The sequence below is a fragment of the Clostridioides sp. ZZV14-6154 genome, assembly GCF_020657785.1.
GTDB lineage: Bacteria > Bacillota > Clostridia > Peptostreptococcales > Peptostreptococcaceae > Clostridioides.
Genome location: NZ_JAGWCY010000007.1, coordinates 58,962 through 80,969, shown reverse-complemented (window position 1 = coordinate 80,969; position 22,008 = coordinate 58,962). Strand labels below are relative to the sequence as shown.

Here is a 22,008-nt window from a genome sequence, read left to right as displayed (position 1 = left end):
AAATTATAGTATTTACTTTAACATGCTATATAGCAACAAAGTGTCTACATAAAGCTCTTCCAACAAAAACTCCCAAAATACTTAATGTCAAGTTAAAAAATATGTTTAGTCCAAATAATATATAATTCCCGCTATCAAAAAACTTTACAGTTTCAAAGCCAAAAGTAGAAAATGTAGTTAGTCCTCCCATTAAACCAGTTGTCAAAAACAATTTCAAATTATTAGAAATAGAATTTGTTCTTATACTCATTTCCATCACAAAACCAATTAAAATTCCACCCATAATATTGACCACTAAAGTCCCAAATGGAAACTTAGTTCCTACAAACTTTAGAGATATTAAATATCTTAATATAGCTCCCAAAAATCCACCAATACCAACATATAATACTTGAATCACATGTAACACCTACCCCAAATAACTAAATCACTTACATATTAAAATTCTATGTCTTCAACCTCTATTCCGTCAATTGCATCCTGTACTAATTTTTCTATATCAAGTGACAGCTCAGATTTTTCTATTTTCTCTAGTCTAGGCTTAGTGACAGGTTTTCTAGGAGAAAACACGCTACAGCAATCTTCTTCAGGTATTATAGATGTTTCAAAAGTCCCTATTTTCTTAGCTATATCAACTATGTCTGATTTATCCATAGCTATAAGTGGTCTAAATACTGGTAAATTTACAACAGCATTAGTGCAAGTAAGCCCTTGTATAGTTTGAGATGCAACTTGACCAATACTTTCACCTGTAATCAAAGCATCACAATGTCTTTTTTCAGAAAGTCTTTGTGCTATTCTCATCATAAATCTTCTTGAAAGAATAGTAGCTTCTTCTTCATTACAATTCTCACCAATTGCTTTTTGTATTTCTAGTATATTTACTTTATGAAGTCTTACTCTACCACAATATTTAGCTAATATCTTAGCTAAATCTTTAACTTTTTCTTGTGACCTTTCACTTGTGAATGGATAGCTATGAAAATGTACTGCTTCTACTTCCATACCTCTTTTTGCAACCATCCATGTTGCTACTGGACTATCTATACCACCTGATAAAAGAGACATCGCTCTACCATTAGTTCCAAGTGGCAAACCACCATATCCAGGTATAGTATCACTATAAACCATAGTATGAAATTCTCTGTATTCACATTTTATTTTAACTTCTGGATTTCTTACATCAACATCAATTCTATCTCCTACCTTTGATAATAAGTATCCACCTATATCCATACTCATTTCTTGAGAAGTTAATCTAAAAGACTTATCTCCTCTTCTTGACTCTACCTTAAAAGTTTTATATCCAGCATCTATTTTTTCTTCTAACATCTTTAAAGCTATTTCTTTTAATGTATCATAATCTTTTTTAGCTCTTACTCCAGGACATACACCTACTATACCAAATACTTTTCTAACTTCTTCAATTACTTCTTCATAATCATAATCTTCTAAATCAACATATATTCTTCCATACTCTTTATATACATTAAATTTGCCAATTGGCTTTAACATATTTCTTATATTTCTTATAAGTCTATTCTCAAATATATATCTATTTTTTCCTTTTACTCCAATTTCTCCATACTTTACTATTAATATATTATACACCATTTCACCTCGTAAACTACTTTCCTCTTATTATTTATACAGTATTCTTTATTTCTTTCTCATTATTGACCTTAAATCACAAATTGATTCTTTTAATACTTTCACAGCTTCAGATATTTCATCTTCTGTATTCATATCAGATAGACTAAACCTTATTGTTCCATTGATTTCTTCATTTGTAAGACCTATGGCATTTAAAACATGACTACCTTTTTTCTTGGAAGAGCATGCAGAACCAGTGGACACATAAATTCCTTTTTGCTCTAGGTAATGAAGTAAAACTTCTCCTTTTGTACCTATAAATGATACATTTAATATATGACATACGCCATCTTCTGGAGAATTAATTTTTATATCTTCTATATTCTCAACTATTTTATTTCTAAATATGTTTTTTAAGTTATTTATCTTCAAAATAACAGCATCTAAATCTTTACTTAATATACTTACAGCTTCTCCAAGCCCATATATTCCAGGTACATTTTCTGTTCCAGACCTAATTCCAATTTCTTGTCCTCCTCCTGTTAGCATAGGCTTTAAACGATTGTTTTCCTTAATATACATAAATCCAATTCCCTTTGGACCATGAAATTTATGTGCACTTACACTCATAAAATCTATATTGTATTTAGATGGCCTAAAGTTTATTTTCCCATATGATTGAATAGCATCTACATGAAAATATATCTTCTCTTTTAAAGACTTCAGATATTTTCCAACTTCATCTATTGGCTGTATAGTTCCTATTTCATTGTTAACATGCATCATACTTACTAAACATGTAGTTGATTTTATAGTATTTTTCAAATCTTCTATATTTATCTTTCCATCTTTTCCGACCTCTAAGTAAGTTACTTCGAATCCATCTTCTTCTAAATCTTTTAATGTATTTAAAACAGAAGGATGTTCTATATTTGTAGATATTATATGATTTCTTCTCTTCTTATTTATATTGGCAATACCTCTTATTATAGTATTATTACATTCTGTACCACCTGATGTAAAATAAATCTCTTTATCTTTCGCTCCTAGAGATTTAGCTACAATCTGTCTTACTTCTTTTATACCTTTTTCAACTTCCACACCTTTTCTATGAACAGAAGAAGGATTTCCATAATCCGTACTAAGTGCATATACCATTTTATCTATAACTTCTGGATAAGGTTTTGTAGTCGCACTATTATCTAAGTATATTTCCAACTTAATTACACCTGCCTTTATTTAAAATCTTCAACTCTAATTATTATACCATTAATTACAGTATTTTTTTTGTTAATCTTTATTAAAAAGATAATCTTAAGTTTATAGAATCTTCTTTCATAAAAATCTAGTTTTTTCACTCAACTACAAAATTTTATGTTAAAATATAATATGTTTATACTATACCCTACAAAAATACGTGATAACATACAATATATGATAAAATAATATATTATATAAAATAAATATATTATATTATACATATACTTATTTTTGCTATAAAGTCTATTTTTATAAGCTTACTTGTTATAAAAATAACTTTTACAATTTATATCAAAAAAAATATTGATTTTTGTGTCGCATTTTGTTATAATAAATTAAGGTTATCCCCCTGGTAACCCTAGTTAGTTAATATATCTATTCCCAATACCCTTTCATAAGGATATATTTTATATTTATTAAAAATCGAATTAATATCGGAAACTAATTCGATGGAAAAAAAGAGCTTACCCCGAGCTCTTTTTTTTTCTGCAAAAATATAATATCAAGTTAAAATAAAGTTAATATCAGTATAATTTTAATTTTAAAAATTATATTAATTATCACTAAAAAAGGATGTATTGAATTTCTAATATCAATACATCCTTTTTTTATATATTATAACACTTTTGCTAAGAATGATTTTGTTCTCTCATGTTTTGGATTTCCAAAGACTTCTTCTGGAGTATTATCCTCAAGAACACTTCCTCCATCTATAAAAATAACTCTGTCTGCAACTTCTTTTGCAAATCCCATTTCATGAGTTACAATTGCCATTGTCATTCCTTCTTTAGCAAGCTCTTTTATAACATCCAAAACTTCATTTACCATTTCTGGGTCAAGAGCAGATGTTGGCTCATCAAATAACATCATATCTGGTTCCATAGCAAGAGCTCGTGCTATTGCTATTCTTTGCTTTTGCCCTCCAGATAATTGTGATGGATATGAATCTTTTTTATCTAAAAGACCAACTCTACTTAATAAAACTTCTGCTTTCTTTTCTGCTTCTTCCTTAGTCATTTTTTTTAATTTAATTGGTGCCAATGTTATATTATCTAAAATAGTCTTATGTGGGAATAAATTAAAGTTCTGGAACACCATACCTATATTCTGTCTAACTTCATCAATATTAGTTTTTTTATCAACTAAATTTTTTCCTTCAAATATTATATCTCCACCTGTAGGTATTTCTAATAGATTCATACATCTAAGAAGTGTACTTTTACCAGAACCACTTGGACCTACTATAACCATTATTTCGCCTTTAGCGATTTCTAAGTTTATATTTTTTAATACATTTAAATCTCCAAAAGATTTACTTAAATTTTTTATTGTAATCATATTATCACTTTCCTTTTATACTATTCTATGTTTTCTCTAAATGCCAAATATTCTCTCATCTAATTAGACACAGATAGTTTCTTTTCTAATAATCCAACTAATCTTGATAGAGTAAATGTTATAACAAAGTAAATTGCTGCTGCTACTATTAATGGTTCTAGTGCTTTAAATGCTGCATTTTTTACTATATCAGCAGTACGCATTATCTCAACAACTCCTATTACAGATATTATTGAAGATTCTTTTACAAGTGTAATAAATTCATTTGCTAATGAAGGTAGTATATTTTTTATAGCTTGAGGTATTATTATATATCTCATAGTTGCCCAATAATTCAATCCTAATGATCTACTTGCTTCCATTTGCCCATTATCAACTGATTGTATACCTGATCTAAGTATCTCTGCTACATATGCACCAGAGTTTACTGACAATGCAAATGCACTAGCTATAAATTCACTTGGTATACCAAATAACATAGGGAATCTTATTCCTAACTGAGGTAATCCAAACCATACTATATATATCTGTACTAATAATGGTGTCCCTCTTAAAATTTCAATATATATTGATGATATTGCTCTCAATACTTTATTCTTTGATATTCTTGCCATACATATAACTATACCTATCATAAACCCAAAGAATAATGCTACAAGAGAAATTGCTACTGTCACACCTGTTCCTTCCAAAAAAGAAGTCCCAAATTTACTTAAAAAACTAAAATCTAAACTCATAATTTCATCTCCCACATAACTTTCTTACTAATTTGAAGCAGCTTCAGTAGATGCTTCATTTAAAAATTCTTCTATTTTTTTACCATCTTGTAATTCTTTTATCTTTTTATTTAATAATTCTATAAATTCTTTATTATTATCAGCTTTTTTGATTGCTGCTGCCATACCTTCTGTTACATCTTTACCAACTTCAGTGTTTGCCATTTTTATTCCATCATATTTCTTAACATTGATTAAAGAAACTGCTTCATTAACAACAACTGCATCTATGTTTCCATTTTTTAATTCTGTAATTAAGTCAGGTACTCCTTTTAAAGATTTTGTAGTTGTCATTTTTAGAGTATTAACTACATATTCTTCTTGAATACTTCCTGCCTGTACTCCTACTCTAAGTTTTTTCAAATCGTCTTCAGTTTTTACTTTGTCTATATCTGCATCTTTCACTATAACTGCATTTCTACTTAAATAATATAATTCTGAGAAATCAACACTCTTTTCTCTTTCTGGTGTTGGAGACATACCTGCAAGAACGATATCAACTTGGTCTGCATTTAAAGCACCTATTAATCCATCAAATGACATATCTTTAATTTCAACCTTTACACCAAGTTCCTTTGCAAATTCTTCAGCCAACATTACATCGAATCCTTTTATTGAATCTTTACCATCTACTACTTTATGAAATTCAAATGGTGGGAATTCTGCACTAGTACCTACAACCAATTTTCCACTTTCTTTTATTTGCTCTAATTTTGTTTTTTCTTCTCCACCACTACATCCTACTAGTGATAATGTTAATCCTAATACTAATCCTAAACTTAATAATTTTTTAAATACTTTCATTTTAACTACCCCTCTCTTTTAATTATAATTTTCCCTCAAATTTTTAATACTTTAATGTTTCGAGTTACAAAAAAAGTCCCTCAGTCTTTAATGACTAAGAGACGACTTTACCGCGTTACCACTCTTATTGATAAATACTTATACAACCTTCAAAATTTGTGAATTTTAGCTTTTATAGCTACAGGGATATTTTAATTTTAAAATCAAAAAAGTCCCTTAGCTTTACAGCTAAGAGACGAATTATATCCGCGTTACCACTCTTTTTGATAAGTAAGTACTTATCCTCTCAATCCCTTAAGGCGGGCAAACCAATTATCATACTAACTAAAACTTCTGATAATTTCCTCCAGAGCTCTCTTCACATAGACTTCATTGCTAGGCTTACACCAACCCCTAACTCGCTGTAAATCCGTATATGCTACTTTCTCTATCACTGGATTTGTTTCCTTAAATTGTTAATACAATTGTACTTCCTTCTAATATTTTTGTCAATAAGTTTTTTATTTTTTTAATAATTTTATTTTCTAAAATTTAGATATTGTCTTACATGCTTATTGATATTATCCATATATTTATAAATAATATCTTTCTGTTTATTTCCATTGCTTAAATACTTATAAATAATATTTTTCTGCTTCATTTCCATTGCTTAAATACTTATAAATGATATATCTTATCCTTACTAAATTTTATATACTAAGTTAAATAGTATGGATTATATTCTTCAATAAACACGTTTTCAAATCTAAAGTTCGCTCTCTATCTTTAAACTTTATCGTAAACATGATTCCATCTTTTTTGATTATTTCGCCTTCGTGAAATTTTTTATGGTATACTTTATCACCAACACCAATACTATCAATTTCTTTTTTAGTTGGAGATTTTATATCATCGATAAACAGTGATTTATCAACTTTTTTACCATATTTATTTAAAGTAGAACTTATACATAATTTTTCTTCAGCTCTTGTAATAGCTACATACATAAGTCTTCTTTCTTCTTCTAATTGTTCCTCTTTTTTTTCTTCCTTACAAATATCATATGATTTTTCATGAGGTATTGTTCCTTCATTTGCACCTATAATATAGACATTCCTAAATTCTAATCCTTTTGCACTATGCATAGTTGTAAATATAACACCATCAGTCTGTTTATTCTTGTTATTTTCCATTAACTCTGTCTTTACTCTCTCAATATGTTCTAAAAACTCTGTCACTGTGTTAAAATTTGTAGCAGAACTCTCAAGCTCATTTAATATCTCTACAAGCCCATTAGTCTTTATCTTTCTATTGCTACAGTAATCCAGAACATATCTATCATAATCAAGACTAGTTCTAATATAAGATATTGCGTTTTTAGGATTTAAAGTATTCAAATAACTCAAGTCTATCTCCAAATCTGTTATTGTTTTGACTTGTTTGGGATGAAGGTTACATTTGTTTATTAGTGCTGTTACAAAATCTTTTTCATCTTTAACCATATTTACACTATCTTTAGATATATATCTAAATGGCTTATTTATAATTCTTAACCAATCTTTATTTGATTTTGGATTAATACCTATTCTTAAATATGCTAGTATATCCTGACTTGCCCAGTGGTCATATATTGTAATTACTGAGTCTTTTACTACAAATGGAATTCTCATATCCATAAATACATCTACTAAGGCTCTTGATTGTATATTAGTTCTATAAATTACTGCAAAATCTGAATACTCTACATAATCCTTTTTTATTTCGTCAATTATTTCCTTGGCAATATGTAAAGCTTCTTCCTCTGAATCATATGGAGAAATATAACTCACAATACCTCCCTTGCCTTGACTACATTTAATAACTTTTTCATATCTATTTCTATTTTTTTCTATAAGCCTGTTTGCAGTATTTACTATTTCACTTTTAGACCTATAATTTACATCCAGCACTATTTTTTTAGTATTATTAAAATATTTTTCAAATTCAAGCAAAAAATCTGGTCTAGCTCCTCTAAAACCATATATACTTTGGTCCTCATCTCCAACCGCAAATATATTGTTTAATGGATTACAAATTAACTTTAAAACCTCAAATTGCACTTTATTTATATCTTGGAATTCATCTATCAATATATATTTATATACATTTCTAACCATTTCTAAGGCTGATTTATTATTCAAAAGCAAATAATAAGTCTTTATAAGCATATCATCAAAATCAATCTTATTAACTTTTGATTTTTGCTCTTCATATAAATTATATACTTTTAAAAACTCATCTTTTGTCAACACTTCTGAACTAAATTCATTCTTATCCATAAGTTCATTTTTTACATAAGATATTTCATTTATAACTTGTCCTATATTTTCATCATCATCTGCATTTTCTATATTTAGACTTTTTAATATTGCCTTTATTGTTATCCTCTTTGACTTTTCATCAAATATGCTATCTAAATTGTATCTTTCAAAATACCTCAAAATCTTGAAAAATACAGAATGAAAAGTACCATATGTTACTTTATTGAGTCTTATATCATCACTTAAACTCAATGCTCTATTTTTCATTTCTACTGAGGATGCTTTGGTAAAACTTATTGCCAATATTCTTGCTGGTGCTATATTTTTGTTTACTACCATATTAGCTATTCTATATGTAATTACCCTAGTCTTACCTGAACCAGGCCCTGCAAGTATCATGCAAGGCCCATCTATATGTTCAACTGCTTCTAGTTGATTTTCATTTAACTGTCTTATATCTATATTTGTTGTGATTATTACATCCACCACCTTAATTTATAATCATCTTATTTTCTTTTTTAATTATAAACTAAAAGTATCCTTAAAATACATTTAATTTTTCTTCTATTAAACTATATCATCTCTATTTTCATAACATATCTTGAGTTCCTGTTTAATTTTATCACTTATATCTTGAGGAACAAATTCTGGTTTACCAACGTAATATCCTTGAATATAATCTATTCCAATGGCTACTAATGCCTCCATTTCACTTTTGGTTTCTACACCTTCTGCTATAACTTTAATGTTTCTTTCTTTAGAATATGAAATAAGATTTTTTAGTATTTTTTTCCTGTCTTCATCTTTGTCAATACCTCTTACAATAGACATATCAATCTTCACATAATTTGGCATTATATACAATAATACAGCATCACCATTGTAACCTGTTCCAAAATCATCTAAAGCGATTTCTATATTCCAATTATTTATATATACTTTCTTTTTATCAATAAAATCTTCACTAATCTTATCATTCTCTGTTATTTCTAACACTACCCTATTTAGATAATTACCATATAAATCTTCTATTTCTTCAAAATCAACTTTTGATAAATTATTATTTGGTATAGAGTTTAAGAATAATTTACACACTCCAAATTTTTCCCTATATCTCTTAAAAGATTTAAGTGCTTTGAACCATGTGATACGTTCGATTTGATATAATTTAGACTGTGAACGAGCTAATCTAATAACATCCATTGGAGAACTAAAAGTTTCCATTTTTGGTCTCATAAGTGCTTCATATGCAAATACTTCACCTTTACAATCCACAATAGGCTGAAATGCATATTCAACCAATTGACCATCAATTAATTTATTTAACTCTTCTCTATTATGCAACAAGAATGAATCTTTATTATATATATTAATATCAAATTCACTTACTTCGCCTTTAATTGTATTTTTAATTTGATACATAGCAAAATCTGCATATTTCATTAGTTCATCATAGTTAGTTGAATCGCTAGGATACCAAGAAATTCCTGCTGATGCTCTTATTTTAAATTCTGTTCCATCATGAAGCTTTAATAAGGTATTATTCATCTGTGTCTTAACAGAGTTAATAATAGTTCTTATACTATCTTTACTTTCATACCCATATATGAATACATAAAACTCATCCCCTGAAAGTCTAGAAACTATGCCATTCCATGATATAAACTTTTTAAGTATATCTGCTGCACATCTAATATATTCATCACCAGCATCATGGCCATAGGTGTCATTAATATATTTTAAATTATCTAAATCCCACATTATAAATGCAGCTATTTTAAGCTCTTCTTTGTTTTCAAATTTTTCTCGTACTTGTGAATAAAAAGCTCTCCTGTTTAGAAGATTTGTTAAAATATCAAAATCTCTTTCATACTCAATTTTCATTTTCTCAATAAACTCTTTTGTAACATCAACAACAACACCTAATATCTTTAAATCGTCTTCAACAAGATTTAATCTTATCCACTTAGACTTTTTATCTTTAGACTCAAATTTATATATGTATATATTTTCTGTCTTATAATTTTTCTGTAAATATGTATCCATTTCCTTCATTTTTTTTAAAAATTTACTTTTCGATATATATCCATATTCTTGAAATTCATCTTCCGTAGCAAATATACTAAAAAATCCTTTTGTGCAAAAAACATTATCTCCATTTTTATATAATTCAAAAGCTCCAATTGGCATATCTGCCATTTCAATAATTTGTGATAATTTTGATGAGGAATCTGCAACATTTGCACTAAGTAGCTCTATAGCTGAAGATAATTCATCTATTTCAGATATGTTTATTTTATCAAGATTTACTGGTTTTGATGGATTACTATTTCTAACTTTATTAACCAAAAGAACAATTGGTTTTGTAAACAATCTTGAAGCAATATAAATACCTATAAGCCCTATCACTAAGGAAACTGCAACAGACACTATTACCAAGGTTTCCACTCTTTTTGAAAAACACAATAAACTTTTTTCTTCAATAATTCCCAAAAGAGCCCAACGCTCATTTTCAAATGGAGTATTGGAATTGTATAAATCTAAATATTGTACACTAGCATAAGTACTTTCTTTAATTTTACCATCATCTTCATTTTTGACTTTATATACATTTTTATAAGATTCTTTTTGCTCAAGGTTGGAATGTAAACCATCCCAAAATTTTTCTTTAAATGTATACCCATTTGAAACAACATTTTCAAATGCCAAATCATCATTTCTATCTACACCTAAAATATAATTACCTTTTTTATTCTCATTTATCTCCCCATATGGAAGTAACTCTCTTAAATAATTTATACCTAAATCTATTCCAAGTACTCCATATACAGTTCCATCTTCATAAATAAGAGGAACTGAATATGTTATAACTCTATCTCCTGCACTTGTTAATAAGAACTGACTTCCCCAATATCCTAAATTAGAACTTGATGTATTTGGATTATCAATTGCAGCTCTAAATGGTTTATAAAAGAAATTATCTCCTTTTCGCTCATTTTCACTTTTAAAGGAAAACTTTGGAGCCCAATAACTATCCATAGATATTCCAAAATTTCTTGCTATCTCTGAAGAGCCTCTTTCAATTAGTAAATCAGAATTATCATTGGGATTAAATTTAGGGTCTAAATCTCTTATATACAATCCTGTCCTACTTATTTCATCTTTACTATTTATTGAATCATCTTCAATATCTTTGTTATTTAAAATTATGAAAGAACCTGTAACAGAATTTTTTCTCAAAAGATATATTAAATCTTTTGATATATTTTTTATAATTTCTTTATTAATTTCTTCGTTGATACCCACATCTTTAATTGAGGCATTATTTTCATCTAAAACCTTTTTTACAGATGAGTTAATAGCTAGTTCTGTCTCGCTTGTCTTTGACCATCTTTGTAACATCTCATTTTGTATATAATTTTTACGATTAATTACTCTTTCATTTAAAATGTCAAATGAATTGTCATTTAGTTTTTTAATAGTTCCTCCCCATAAAATTGTGGCACAAAATAAACTTGTTTGAATTAGCATAACAATAATTAGAGGAAATATCATCTTTTTCATTATTGAGTTATTCTTTTTTAGATTATTTTCCATATTTATTCCACCCATACCTTTGTGCATTTTGGTACACGTTGCCAATTCACCTACTCTTTTACAGCATTTTCAAGCTCAGTCTTAAAATTCAAAAACCATTCTGAAAAATTTTCATCATTATTAAATTGTGCTACTGCATTCTCTTTAGAGGTTCCATTTTTTATTAATTCATTTATTTTCTTTAAATCTTCTTTGGCCTTATCAATCATTGAATACTCAAGGATTTGTCTAGCTTTTGTCCCACCATCAAATGCTTTATTAGTGTACAACTTACAACTATTAATTTGTTCAATAGATGAAACAATTGAACTTTCAACTTTACTTGATACCTTTAAATCATCTTTATTCATGACATCCTTTATAACATTCAAATCATTGGTTTTTTTCTTTACTGGTAAGTATCCAGAAGCAATAGAGAATTTTATATTAGACTCTTTATCTGTAAACCATTTTAAAAATTCTACTGATGCATATTCTTCTTCTTTAGTAGATTTTGTTACAGCCATTCCTGCCCCTTGTTGTACAGCATATTTTTCTTTATCTTTAAAACGTGGAGCTTGAAATACAGACGTCTCAATTTTATAACTCTCATTATCATTTAACATTACTTCACCTGGAAAATATGATGCTCCTGAGCTAGACCCAACAAGAGCTAGTATATCTCCTGTTTTTGCATCATCAGAACGGAATTTACCATAAGATGCAAAATATCCATTTATATATGGGACATAAAAATTATCCCATAATTTTTTCATAACCTTTTCATCAAGATTTAGTGTAACTTTTCCATCTTTCACTGAAAAAATTTCTACTCCTAACTGCTTACTTCCTATAATAATATAATTTGCTATAGCATCTCTTCCAAAAAATGCTTTACCATCATTAGGCTCTTTTGTTAAACTATCTGTCCATTCATAGTATTTCTTTGATGTCTCTACTAATCCTTCAATTGTTTGTATATCATTTATATTTGAATTTGTTGCTTTGGCAAACTTATCCCAATCTGTCTTATTTAACATCAAAATCTCAGTAGACTTTGCAATCGGAAAAAGCTTAAATTTGTTATCAGAATTTAGTCTACCCTCATCTACATATTCTTCTATATACTCATTTAATTCATCTTTACTTATGTACTTGCTAATATCTACTAATAGTTCTAATTTATCCATTTCATATGCAGTATCTGAGTATGCTGCAAAAACATTTGGGACCTCTTCAGAACCAACCTTTTTATTAGCAGAATCTAACACCTTTTCAGATAAATCAACTACATTTCCCTGACTAAACGCTTCAACAATAATTCCTTTTTCAGCACCTACAGTGTCATTAAATTCCTTAACTAGCTTATCAAACGCCATTTTTTGCTGTCCATTATAATAATGCCAAATTTCTATTGATGTCGGATTTTCTGGATCTAGTTTATAGCTCTCTTCCTTTTTCAAATCACACCCTGTAAGTAATAAAACAATCATTGATGTGATAATTAATTTTACAAATCCACTCCTATTCATAAAATCGACTCCTTCAAATGTATAAGATTTATTATAGCATTAAAACCGTAACTTAATTACTTATATTAATTATAAAATATTTACTGATATATTTAAATAGGACTAACAGTATATTTAAAAGCAACTAGAAAACAAATGATTACAAATATTGAAAATATACCTTTAGCATAATTCTTCTCTCTAAATGCACCAAATGATACCAAACCTTGTTGAATAGCCACTGTAATTACTAAAAGTGTCATTATTATATTAAGCTGAACTAACTTAAACAGATAAAGTAAAGAAAATATTACTAAAAGAACACATAATACAATACTAGATTTATTAATAATAGCAGTAATCTTGTCTTCTTTTTTATGTTGTTTATTAGATTCTTTTAACTTCTCTTTATTTAAAGTTTCAACCTTTTTATTATACCTTGCCCTTGTTTTATCTTTATATTTTGTATTTTTATTCTTATTACCCATTTATTTACTCACCTTTGATATCAATTTTAAAATTGAGTCCTTTCATAATTTAAATATTATATATTTAAGATACCATATATTCTCACAAAAAGGTAACTTACTAACCATCTATTTTTAATTTTCGCATAAAAAAGCTATCCCTTATTAGAAATAATTCTGTATTGAGATAGCTTATTTAACTATTTATTTTCTCCAACATTTTCTACATCATCAAACTTACTATCAACCAAGACTATATCAACTCTTCTGTTTTTTGATCTGCCATCTGGAGATGAATTATCAGCTATTGGTCTGAATTCACCATATCCTACAGCAGACAACTTATTTGGTGCAATACCTGAACTATCAATAAGAAGTTGGACAACATTGGTTGCTCTCATGACTGATAAATCCCAATTAGATTTAAATTCAGAATTTTTTATAGATAGGTTATCTGTATGACCTTCTACTCTTATATAACTATTCATTTCATTTAACATCTTACCTATTTGAATAATCTTATCTCTAGAATCATTTATTATAACAGCTTTTCCCGTATCAAATAAGATAGTATCTTTAAGACTTATTACTAGTCCTCTATCTTGAGCTTTTAATGATACCGAATTTGCCAATCCACTTTCATTTAAATAATTTTGAATATTTTCAGCAACTTCTTTAAACTCAGGATTTTGTAAACTATCTAGATTATTATTGTTTGGATCAACTACTGGTTCTATTTTACTTTGTCCACCTTCAATAACTCCAGAAGAACCACCAAATGCAGAACTTAAAGATTGAGATAATTGTTTATATTTCTCTGCATCGACATTACTCATAGAATACATTATGACAAAGAAAATCATAAGTAATGTTATGAGGTCGGAATAAGTTAAAAGCCATCGCTCATTATTTTCTTCTTTTTCGTCTTCATCATGTAACATAAATATTCCATCCTTTTATATTATTCAACTCTACCATCAGCTTCTCCAAGTTCAATTAATTCTTTTGAATTTAAAAATATCTTTAATTTTTCTGTCATTAAATTAGAATTATCGCCCTCAAGTATAGATAGTATCGCTTCTATTACTAAAAGTCTTTCATTAGTTTCTTGTTGATTTATAGCTTTAAGCTTTGATGCTATTGGTAACCAAATTAAATTGGCGGAACCAACACCATATAAAGTAGCTAAAAACGCTACAGATATCTGAGGTCCAAGTGCATCTGGATTACTCGAAAGGTTTCCTAAAATATGTACTAATCCCATAACTGTACCTATGATTCCCAGTGTAGGTGCATACCCTCCTGCTGAATCGAATATTGCTATTCCTTCTTTATGTCTTTTTGATGTTATCTGTATCTGAGATTCTAATATATTTCTTATTGTAGCTGCATCAACGCCGTCTACCATAAGTTCAAGACCTTTTCTAATAAATGGGTCCAATTCATCATTTTCGCTTATTTCTTTATCAATACTAAGAAGACCTTCTTTTCTGGCTTTGATTGCAATTTCTTTAAAATAAACTATATTTTCTATATTGTTAGGCTTTTTATTTTTAAAGGCTAACAACATTATCTTTATGGATTTTTTGAACACAGGAAATGGTGTTGAAGCACCAACAGCTCCTATAGTTCCACCAAAAACAACAAGTGCCGATGAGAATACAAATAATGCTCCAATGTGTCCCCCATCAATAACGAAAGCAACCACTAAAGATGCTATTCCCACTATAAAGAAAATTAAAGTTGTCATATATTCCCTCCTTTCTTTAATCATGTCTGCTAGGTTGTTTTTATTAATAGACATTACAAAAAAGACTACCTTCAATAAGAATAGCCTTTGATAATTGGCGGAGAAGGAGGGATTCGAACCCTCGCACCGGTTACCCAGCCTAATCCCTTAGCAGGGGATCCTCTTGAGCCACTTGAGTACTTCTCCGTATTTCTATGCAATTAAATTATATAATAAAATTATATTTTAGTCAATTAATTTATGAAATTTAAGGTATTTTAAGTCATTAAATATCTATTTTCACTTTTTTACTTAAATGTAAGTTTGAAATATGGTAAAATTATCTTGCATAACGCTTATAATATTATTTACTAAATATACACACATTAACATATAGACATAAATCCTTAATTCATCATAAGTTATGCTTAAAACTAAAATAATATTAATCCAAGGAGGATTTTCCATGTTACCACAGGAAAGATATGAGAAAATTTTAAGTATTCTCGAATCAGATAATATAATTAAAATAAATGACATAGTCCAAATGTTTGATATATCAATAGAAACAGCTCGAAGAGACTTAGCACATATGGAAAGTATTGGACTTTTAAAAAGAGTTTATGGTGGTGCTATACCAGTTATAGCAAGTAGCGTAGAACTTAACTATGTTAAAAGAAAAAAGATAAATTCAAATGATAAAAAACAAATTGCTCTTAAATGTAGTGAACTTATAAACACAAATGACACTATTTTCATGGATACTGGAACTACTGTCCTTGAAGTTGCAAAAAATTTAAAAGACAAAAAAAACTTAACTGTAATAACTAACTCAATTTTGGTTGCAAATGAACTTATGAATACTAATATAAAAGTATATGTACTTGGTGGATATCTTAGAGAAACTGAAGGTTCTTTTTCTGGACCACTTACATTAGCAGCAATTGAACAATTTAATGTTGATAAGGCAATTTTAGGTGCTGGAGGTATTACACTTGAAAATGGTATTTCTGACTATCATTTAGAAGAATCACTTGTTCGAAAAAAAATGATTGAAAGGTCTAGAAAGTCAATAGTAGTTGTTGAGCCACCTAAGTTTGGAATAAATTCATTTGCTTCAGTTGCTCCTATAGAACATATAGATACTATTATTACATCTGCTAGTATAGACCACGATATAATTATAGAATTTTCTCAAAAAGGAATACCTTTAGTCATCGCTGATAATTAGTTTGTATTATTGATTTTTAATTCCTTATAAAATATCATTGATTAAAGTTAAGGAGCCAAATAATTATTTATTTAGCTCCATTTGTACCTAAACTATACTATGCCTTTGCTATGTCACTATATCTTTTTTCATTTTACTACTTTGCTCTTCTTCTGCTGTTAAATCTTTTGTCATTACCATAGCAAGTGCAATCGCCAATACCCCACCAACTAGCTTTCCAATTACAACAGGTGTAATCATCTCTGGAACTACTCCTGCTGTAAATCCTAGGTGATCACCTAGTGCTGCTGTTGCACAGACTAACCATGCAGTATTTACTACTTTTCCTTTTGGGCTCATGTCTTTCATCATTTTATACACTGGAATACTATTAGCTAAAGTGAAAACTAATCCTGCTGCACTTGTTGCATCCATACCTAATTTTCCACCTACTGCTGTAAGTGGTTTATTTAAAACTTTAACTAATAAATGTAGTATAGGAAAAGTACCCAACAATACTATTGCAATACTTCCAATTACTTGAATACCTTCTCTTATAGGTGTCATTCCTTTTATAAGTACTATACCTGTTATTTCTTGAAATGCTGCTGCACCTAATCCTATCGTTATCAATATAGATATAATTTTTCCAAAAACTAAAGACCCCTTTATCATAAGTGTTGAATTTACTTTCAAACCTATTGCTAATAGTACTGCTAATATTATTACTGGCACCATATTTATAATCACCATTGATAAATTAAATCCTGCTATCACTCCTCCTACAATCCCTCCAAAAGGTATTGTTATTAACCCTATTAATAACCCTTTTGCAAAAAATGGTCTGTCTTCATATTCTATAAGACCTAATCCTACTGGGATTGAAAATACAAGTGTACATCCAAGCATTGACGATACAACTAATCCTGCAAGCATCCCTGCTTCTTTATTGTGTGCAAGTTCCATCGCTAATGGATACCCTCCCATATCATTTGCTAATATAGTTGCAAACATAGATGGGTCTGCTCCACATAAATTGAATATCGGTATTATTACAGGGCCTAATACATTTGAGATAACTGGAGCTAGACATACTATACCAACCATCCCTAAAGCTAGTGGACCCATTGAATTAAAGCCTTCTTCAAATTGTTCACCAAGCCCAAATTTATTTCCAATTATCCTATCTAATGCTCCTAAAAGCACCCCTACAGCCATTATATATAATATAACTTTATCAAAGGGCATATTTAATTCCTCCTATACATGTAAATACTATGTTGTACTTTAATTAGCACACATCTTTCTGGTATCGTTTTCCCAATTCATAGCTCTTTTTACTGCTTGATTCCATCCAAGCAAAATTTCTTCTCTTTTTTGTTTGGTCATATTTGGAGTGTATTTTTTGCTTATTGTAAACTCATTTCTAATTTCATCAATGCTATTCCAAACACCACAGGAAAGACCTGCCATATATCCTACTCCAAGCACTGTTGTCTCAGGATTTTCTGCAATTTCAATTGGTATATCTAATATATCGGATTGAAACTGCATTGTAAAATTGTTTTTTGTAATTCCGCCATCCACCCTTAGCATTTTTATATCTTTTCCTGAAGCTAAATTCATAGAGTCAACAACATCTTTAACCTGAAGTGCAACAGATTCAAGAGTAGCTCTTACTATATGTTCTTTTTTAGTACTTCCTGTTATACCAACCATTGTACCTCTTGCATATTGGTCCCAATAAGGCGCTGCAATCCCTGCAAATGCTGGAACAAAATATACACCACCAGTACTTGGTATTGAGTTAGCCATATCATCAGTTTCTGAGTAATTTTTTATAACTCCAATTCCATCTCTAAGCCACTGTATTGCAGCACCTGCTATATATACTCCACCATCATAAGCATATGTAATTTTGTTTCCTATTTTCCAGGCAACAGTTGTTAATATACCATTCCCCGCTATATTCAGCTCTTCACCTATATTCATATATAAGAAACATCCTGTTCCATAAGTATTTTTAACCATACCTGGCTCAAAGCATCCATTTCCAAATAGAGCTGCTGGCTGGTCAACCATTGAAGCAGTAATTTTTATTGATACACCACAAAATGCCTCTTTATCTGTGGTCCCAAAATCACCACTTGTAGGCATTATATCTGCTAAAATACTTCTAGGAACTCCTATAATATCAAGTAATTCTCTATCCCAATCCATATCTCTTATATTAAAAAGCATGGTTCTTGCTGCTGTAGAAACATCAGTTAAAAAAAACTTTCCTCCTGTCATTTTCCAAATTAACCAGCTATCTAATGTTCCTGCAAGGACTTCTCCACTTTTGATTTTTTCTTTTACACCTTTTACATTATCTATTATCCACTTAATTTTTGTCCCTGAAAAATAAGGGTCTATGATTAGTCCTGTTTTATCTATTATCTTATTTTCCAATCCTGGTATGTTCTTTAAATTTTCAACATAATCATAGGTTCTTCTGCACTGCCATACTATTGCATTGTATAGTGGCATACCTGTATTTTTATCCCATAGCATTACTGTTTCACCTTGATTATCTATACCGATTCCCTTTATATCACTTTCGTCTATTCCACTTTTAAAAGCTTGTTGTAGTACATTATTACTTACAGTTTTTGTGTTATTCCAAATTTCTATAGGGTCATGTTCGACGTATCCAGATTGTGGGTAGATTTGAGTATGTTCCATATAATCACTAAAAACAAACTCTGATTTTTCATTTATTAATACTGCTCTTGTTCCTGTTGTTCCTTGATCAATTGCTAATACATATTTCACTTTAAACGTCCCCCTTTATTTTCAGAATTAATAGACTTTTTATTATTTTTCGAATATAAAATCTATTTAACTTATTTATATTCTATATCATTTTGGGGATTTATACAATATTTATTACAATATTTTTTGTATTTTTTACTTTTTTTGATTATTAAAGTATTTTAATTAAAATATTGTTGCAATATCATTAATTATATTCTATAATCTAGTTAAATTAACACATAAACTTTTAATATCCACACATAAACAGTCATTCTAAAATTTAAATTAAACTTTAAGGGGGATTTGCAATGAAAAAAACATATCTATTTAGTCCTGGGCCAGTAATGGTTACAGATAGGGTTAGAAATTCACTTCTTCACTATGATATATGTCATAGGGGAAATGAATTCATGAATTTATTTAAAGATACACAGCAAAAAATCAGTAAATTATATAATGCAACTTATGATTATTATTCTCTAGTTGTATCTGGCTCTGGAACATCTGTAAATGAATGTGTATTATCTTCTATATTTGACAAAGAAGATGCTGCTTTATTAGTTAGTAATGGTGTATTTGGAGAAAGGCTAGAAGAAATATTATCTGCTTATAGTGTTAAAACCTACAAGCCAGACTTTAAATGGGCTGAATATCCAGACTTAGATATTTTAGAAAAGTACTTACTTGAAAATCCTGACATAAAAGTAATTGCTATGGTATTTCATGAGACTAGTTCAGGAATGATAAATCCTGTGCCTGAATTAGGAAAACTTGCAAAAAAATATAACAAAATATTTTTTGTTGATGCAATAAGTGCATCTGCTGGTGAATACATTGATGTTGATGAGTTTAATATAGATATAATAACAGGTGTTGGTGGTAAAGCCCTTGGAGCATTTCCAGGCTCTGCATACCTTTGTGCTAAAGAAAGCGTTTTACAAAATATTAAAGAAAGTCAATGTAAAAATGTGTATCTTAGCCTTTACAAACATTATAAGCTTGCAAAATTATCTTCTCAAACACCAAATACACCTAATGTCACTTTAATATTTGCCCTTAATGAAGCTTTAACTGAATTTTTAGAAGATGACAGTAAGATAGAAAGATATAAAGAATGTTCTGCTATTTTAAGAAATGGTATGGAAGAACTAGGTCTAACATTTTTACTTCCAGATAAGTATATGTCTAATACTGTTACGTCTGTATTTCTTCCTAAAGAAATCGATATAAATAGATTTATATTAGAACTAGAAGAAGAAAATGGTTATGTGGTATATCCAGGAAAAGGTAAATTTCTAGATGATAATATGTTCCAAGTTGCAAATATGGGAGAAATTTATCCAGACGATTGTTATAAATTCCTTGATATTTTAAAATCAAAACTAGAAATTAAAAAGGCCATATAAATATCTAAAGACCAGAAATAAAAAAACTATGTAAATATCTAAAGTTAAACTAGATTATAGCCTGTAAATAACAACTATCTATAAATAGTCACTCTATATAAACATATTCAAAAATATACTTGAACATTAAATATAGGCAAATGTTGTTTTATATTTTTTTATAAGGGTGAACTCTAATATGTAAAGTTCACCCCTATATTAAAAATTTATTTTGATACAATTCTTTTTATATTTAACTCTTTTTATATTTGATTCTTTTATATTTTTGATACAATTCGGCTATTTAAATGCACAGATTATTATAAGTTTAAAATCTATACATAATACTATATACTTTTAAATTTAGTTCTTTTTTTATTAAATACTTTAAATATTACTTTTCAAGCTCATCAAAGTAATTATATACAATGACTTCACCTGTTTCTTTATCTGTTGTCTTTATAATCCCTTTAGCTCCATTTACCTCTTCTTTTGTGAATTCATCATCTAGTACAACTTTAAATTTATCTTCCTTTCCATATCCCTGTTGAAACTCAGCTCTTAAAATTGCATTTTTTTCAGCTTTTGGTTTTAATTCAAATTCAATTCCTGATTTCATTTCATCAAAATAATTTAAAACTACAACTTCATTATTCATTTTATTAGTTGTCTTTATAATCCCTTTAGCTCCATTTACTTCTTCTTTTGTAAATTCATCATCTAATACGACTTTGAATTCATCTTCCTTTCCATACTCTTCTTGAAATTCTTTTTTCATTTCACTGTACTTAATCTCAAATTCTTCACTCCTGTTTAATTCCATAGCTGATACATTTATCAATGACGTCCCAATAGCTATTATTGTCAATGCCATGACCATACCAGTTTTTAATTTTTTTAACTTCATATTTTACCTCCTAAATTAAATGTTCTTAGTGAAATTATATAAATAAAAATCTAATTTTTACAGTTTCATTCTTGTAACTAAAATTACTATTATGTAACCAAACTTTTTAATTTAACTCTTCCTTAAAACCTGCCTTTTTGGGGAATAGTTGAATTAAAAAAATAAAATTTTTAAACTTTTTAATTACTCTAATATTGTATTTATTGAACTTAATAAACTTTGTTTTTAATAAAATAAAATTTATCATATGTCTCAAACCTACTTATTTACTAAAAATACTACATTCAAAAAACTAATCTCACTATATATTTCATTGATAGTTTACTTATTTTTGACTTATAAAATCATATAATCAATATCCAAATAAATTAGTTGAA

Annotated in this window: 17 protein-coding genes, 1 tRNA gene and 1 other annotated feature; of the genes, 2 read left to right on the top strand and 16 right to left on the bottom strand. The window is 28.5% G+C overall.

Features of this window, described 5'->3' with window-relative positions; genetic code table 11:
* Window positions 1–25 precede the first annotated feature (25 nt).
* The 13 genes from crcB to KGF45_RS14325 all read right to left on the bottom strand — a co-directional run bounded on the left by crcB (window position 26) and on the right by KGF45_RS14325 (window position 15,540).
* Complete coding sequence (gene crcB / locus KGF45_RS14385) at window positions 26–400, bottom strand: fluoride efflux transporter CrcB (RefSeq protein ID WP_227829500.1); 375 nt, start codon at window positions 398–400, stop codon at window positions 26–28.
* Window positions 401–438: 38 nt separating this feature from the next.
* Window positions 439–1,614: a tRNA uracil 4-sulfurtransferase ThiI gene (gene thiI, locus KGF45_RS14380; RefSeq protein WP_227829499.1), complete on the bottom strand. Its 1,176-nt coding sequence runs from the start codon at window positions 1,612–1,614 to the stop codon at window positions 439–441.
* Between the two features lie 45 nt (window positions 1,615–1,659).
* Window positions 1,660–2,811 (bottom strand): cysteine desulfurase family protein, encoded by a 1,152-nt coding sequence (locus tag KGF45_RS14375; RefSeq protein ID WP_227829498.1) that lies wholly within the window; start codon window positions 2,809–2,811, stop codon window positions 1,660–1,662.
* A gap of 657 nt (window positions 2,812–3,468) precedes the next feature.
* A complete protein-coding gene (locus tag KGF45_RS14370; protein ID WP_227829497.1) occupies window positions 3,469–4,191 on the bottom strand; it encodes an amino acid ABC transporter ATP-binding protein in 723 nt (240 codons plus the stop codon).
* A gap of 59 nt (window positions 4,192–4,250) precedes the next feature.
* Window positions 4,251–4,928: an amino acid ABC transporter permease gene (locus KGF45_RS14365; RefSeq protein WP_227829496.1), complete on the bottom strand. Its 678-nt coding sequence runs from the start codon at window positions 4,926–4,928 to the stop codon at window positions 4,251–4,253.
* Between the two features lie 27 nt (window positions 4,929–4,955).
* Window positions 4,956–5,771, bottom strand: coding sequence for a transporter substrate-binding domain-containing protein (locus KGF45_RS14360; protein ID WP_227842784.1), 816 nt, complete (start codon window positions 5,769–5,771; stop codon window positions 4,956–4,958).
* Between the two features lie 228 nt (window positions 5,772–5,999).
* Window positions 6,000–6,214, bottom strand: a binding site (T-box leader).
* 258 nt (window positions 6,215–6,472) lie between these two features.
* Window positions 6,473–8,539, bottom strand: coding sequence for an ATP-dependent helicase (locus KGF45_RS14355; protein ID WP_227829494.1), 2,067 nt, complete (start codon window positions 8,537–8,539; stop codon window positions 6,473–6,475).
* Between the two features lie 78 nt (window positions 8,540–8,617).
* Window positions 8,618–11,647 carry an EAL domain-containing protein gene (locus KGF45_RS14350; protein ID WP_227854706.1) on the bottom strand — a complete coding sequence of 1,010 codons (3,030 nt, stop codon included), beginning with the start codon at window positions 11,645–11,647 and terminating at the stop codon, window positions 8,618–8,620.
* Window positions 11,648–11,697: 50 nt separating this feature from the next.
* Window positions 11,698–13,158: an extracellular solute-binding protein gene (locus KGF45_RS14345; RefSeq protein ID WP_227829492.1), complete on the bottom strand. Its 1,461-nt coding sequence runs from the start codon at window positions 13,156–13,158 to the stop codon at window positions 11,698–11,700.
* Between the two features lie 92 nt (window positions 13,159–13,250).
* Entirely contained in the window at window positions 13,251–13,625 is a 375-nt protein-coding gene (locus tag KGF45_RS14340; protein WP_227829491.1) for a hypothetical protein, read from the bottom strand.
* 179 nt (window positions 13,626–13,804) lie between these two features.
* Window positions 13,805–14,545, bottom strand: coding sequence for a flagellar motor protein MotB (locus KGF45_RS14335; protein ID WP_227842783.1), 741 nt, complete (start codon window positions 14,543–14,545; stop codon window positions 13,805–13,807).
* Between the two features lie 20 nt (window positions 14,546–14,565).
* Window positions 14,566–15,354 (bottom strand): flagellar motor protein, encoded by a 789-nt coding sequence (locus KGF45_RS14330; protein ID WP_227829489.1) that lies wholly within the window; start codon window positions 15,352–15,354, stop codon window positions 14,566–14,568.
* Between the two features lie 95 nt (window positions 15,355–15,449).
* Window positions 15,450–15,540, bottom strand: a tRNA-Ser gene (locus KGF45_RS14325).
* Window positions 15,541–15,799: 259 nt separating this feature from the next.
* Here KGF45_RS14325 and KGF45_RS14320 point away from each other — a divergent pair.
* Window positions 15,800–16,564, top strand: coding sequence for a DeoR/GlpR family DNA-binding transcription regulator (locus KGF45_RS14320; protein ID WP_227829488.1), 765 nt, complete (start codon window positions 15,800–15,802; stop codon window positions 16,562–16,564).
* A gap of 108 nt (window positions 16,565–16,672) precedes the next feature.
* On the opposite strand, the gene KGF45_RS14315 is transcribed toward KGF45_RS14320, so the two are convergent.
* Both KGF45_RS14315 and glpK read right to left on the bottom strand, forming a co-directional pair.
* Window positions 16,673–17,791 (bottom strand): ethanolamine utilization protein EutH, encoded by a 1,119-nt coding sequence (locus KGF45_RS14315; RefSeq protein ID WP_227829487.1) that lies wholly within the window; start codon window positions 17,789–17,791, stop codon window positions 16,673–16,675.
* Between the two features lie 39 nt (window positions 17,792–17,830).
* Complete coding sequence (gene glpK / locus KGF45_RS14310; RefSeq protein ID WP_227829486.1) at window positions 17,831–19,357, bottom strand: glycerol kinase GlpK; 1,527 nt, start codon at window positions 19,355–19,357, stop codon at window positions 17,831–17,833.
* Window positions 19,358–19,647: 290 nt separating this feature from the next.
* Between glpK and KGF45_RS14305 the strand changes: the two genes are divergently transcribed.
* Complete coding sequence (locus tag KGF45_RS14305) at window positions 19,648–20,745, top strand: pyridoxal-phosphate-dependent aminotransferase family protein (protein ID WP_227829485.1); 1,098 nt, start codon at window positions 19,648–19,650, stop codon at window positions 20,743–20,745.
* A gap of 373 nt (window positions 20,746–21,118) precedes the next feature.
* Here KGF45_RS14305 and KGF45_RS14300 read toward each other — a convergent pair whose 3' ends face one another.
* The gene (locus KGF45_RS14300; protein WP_227829484.1) at window positions 21,119–21,631 is read right to left on the bottom strand and encodes a hypothetical protein; all 513 of its coding nucleotides are present in this window, start codon (window positions 21,629–21,631) and stop codon (window positions 21,119–21,121) included.
* Window positions 21,632–22,008 lie beyond the last annotated feature (377 nt).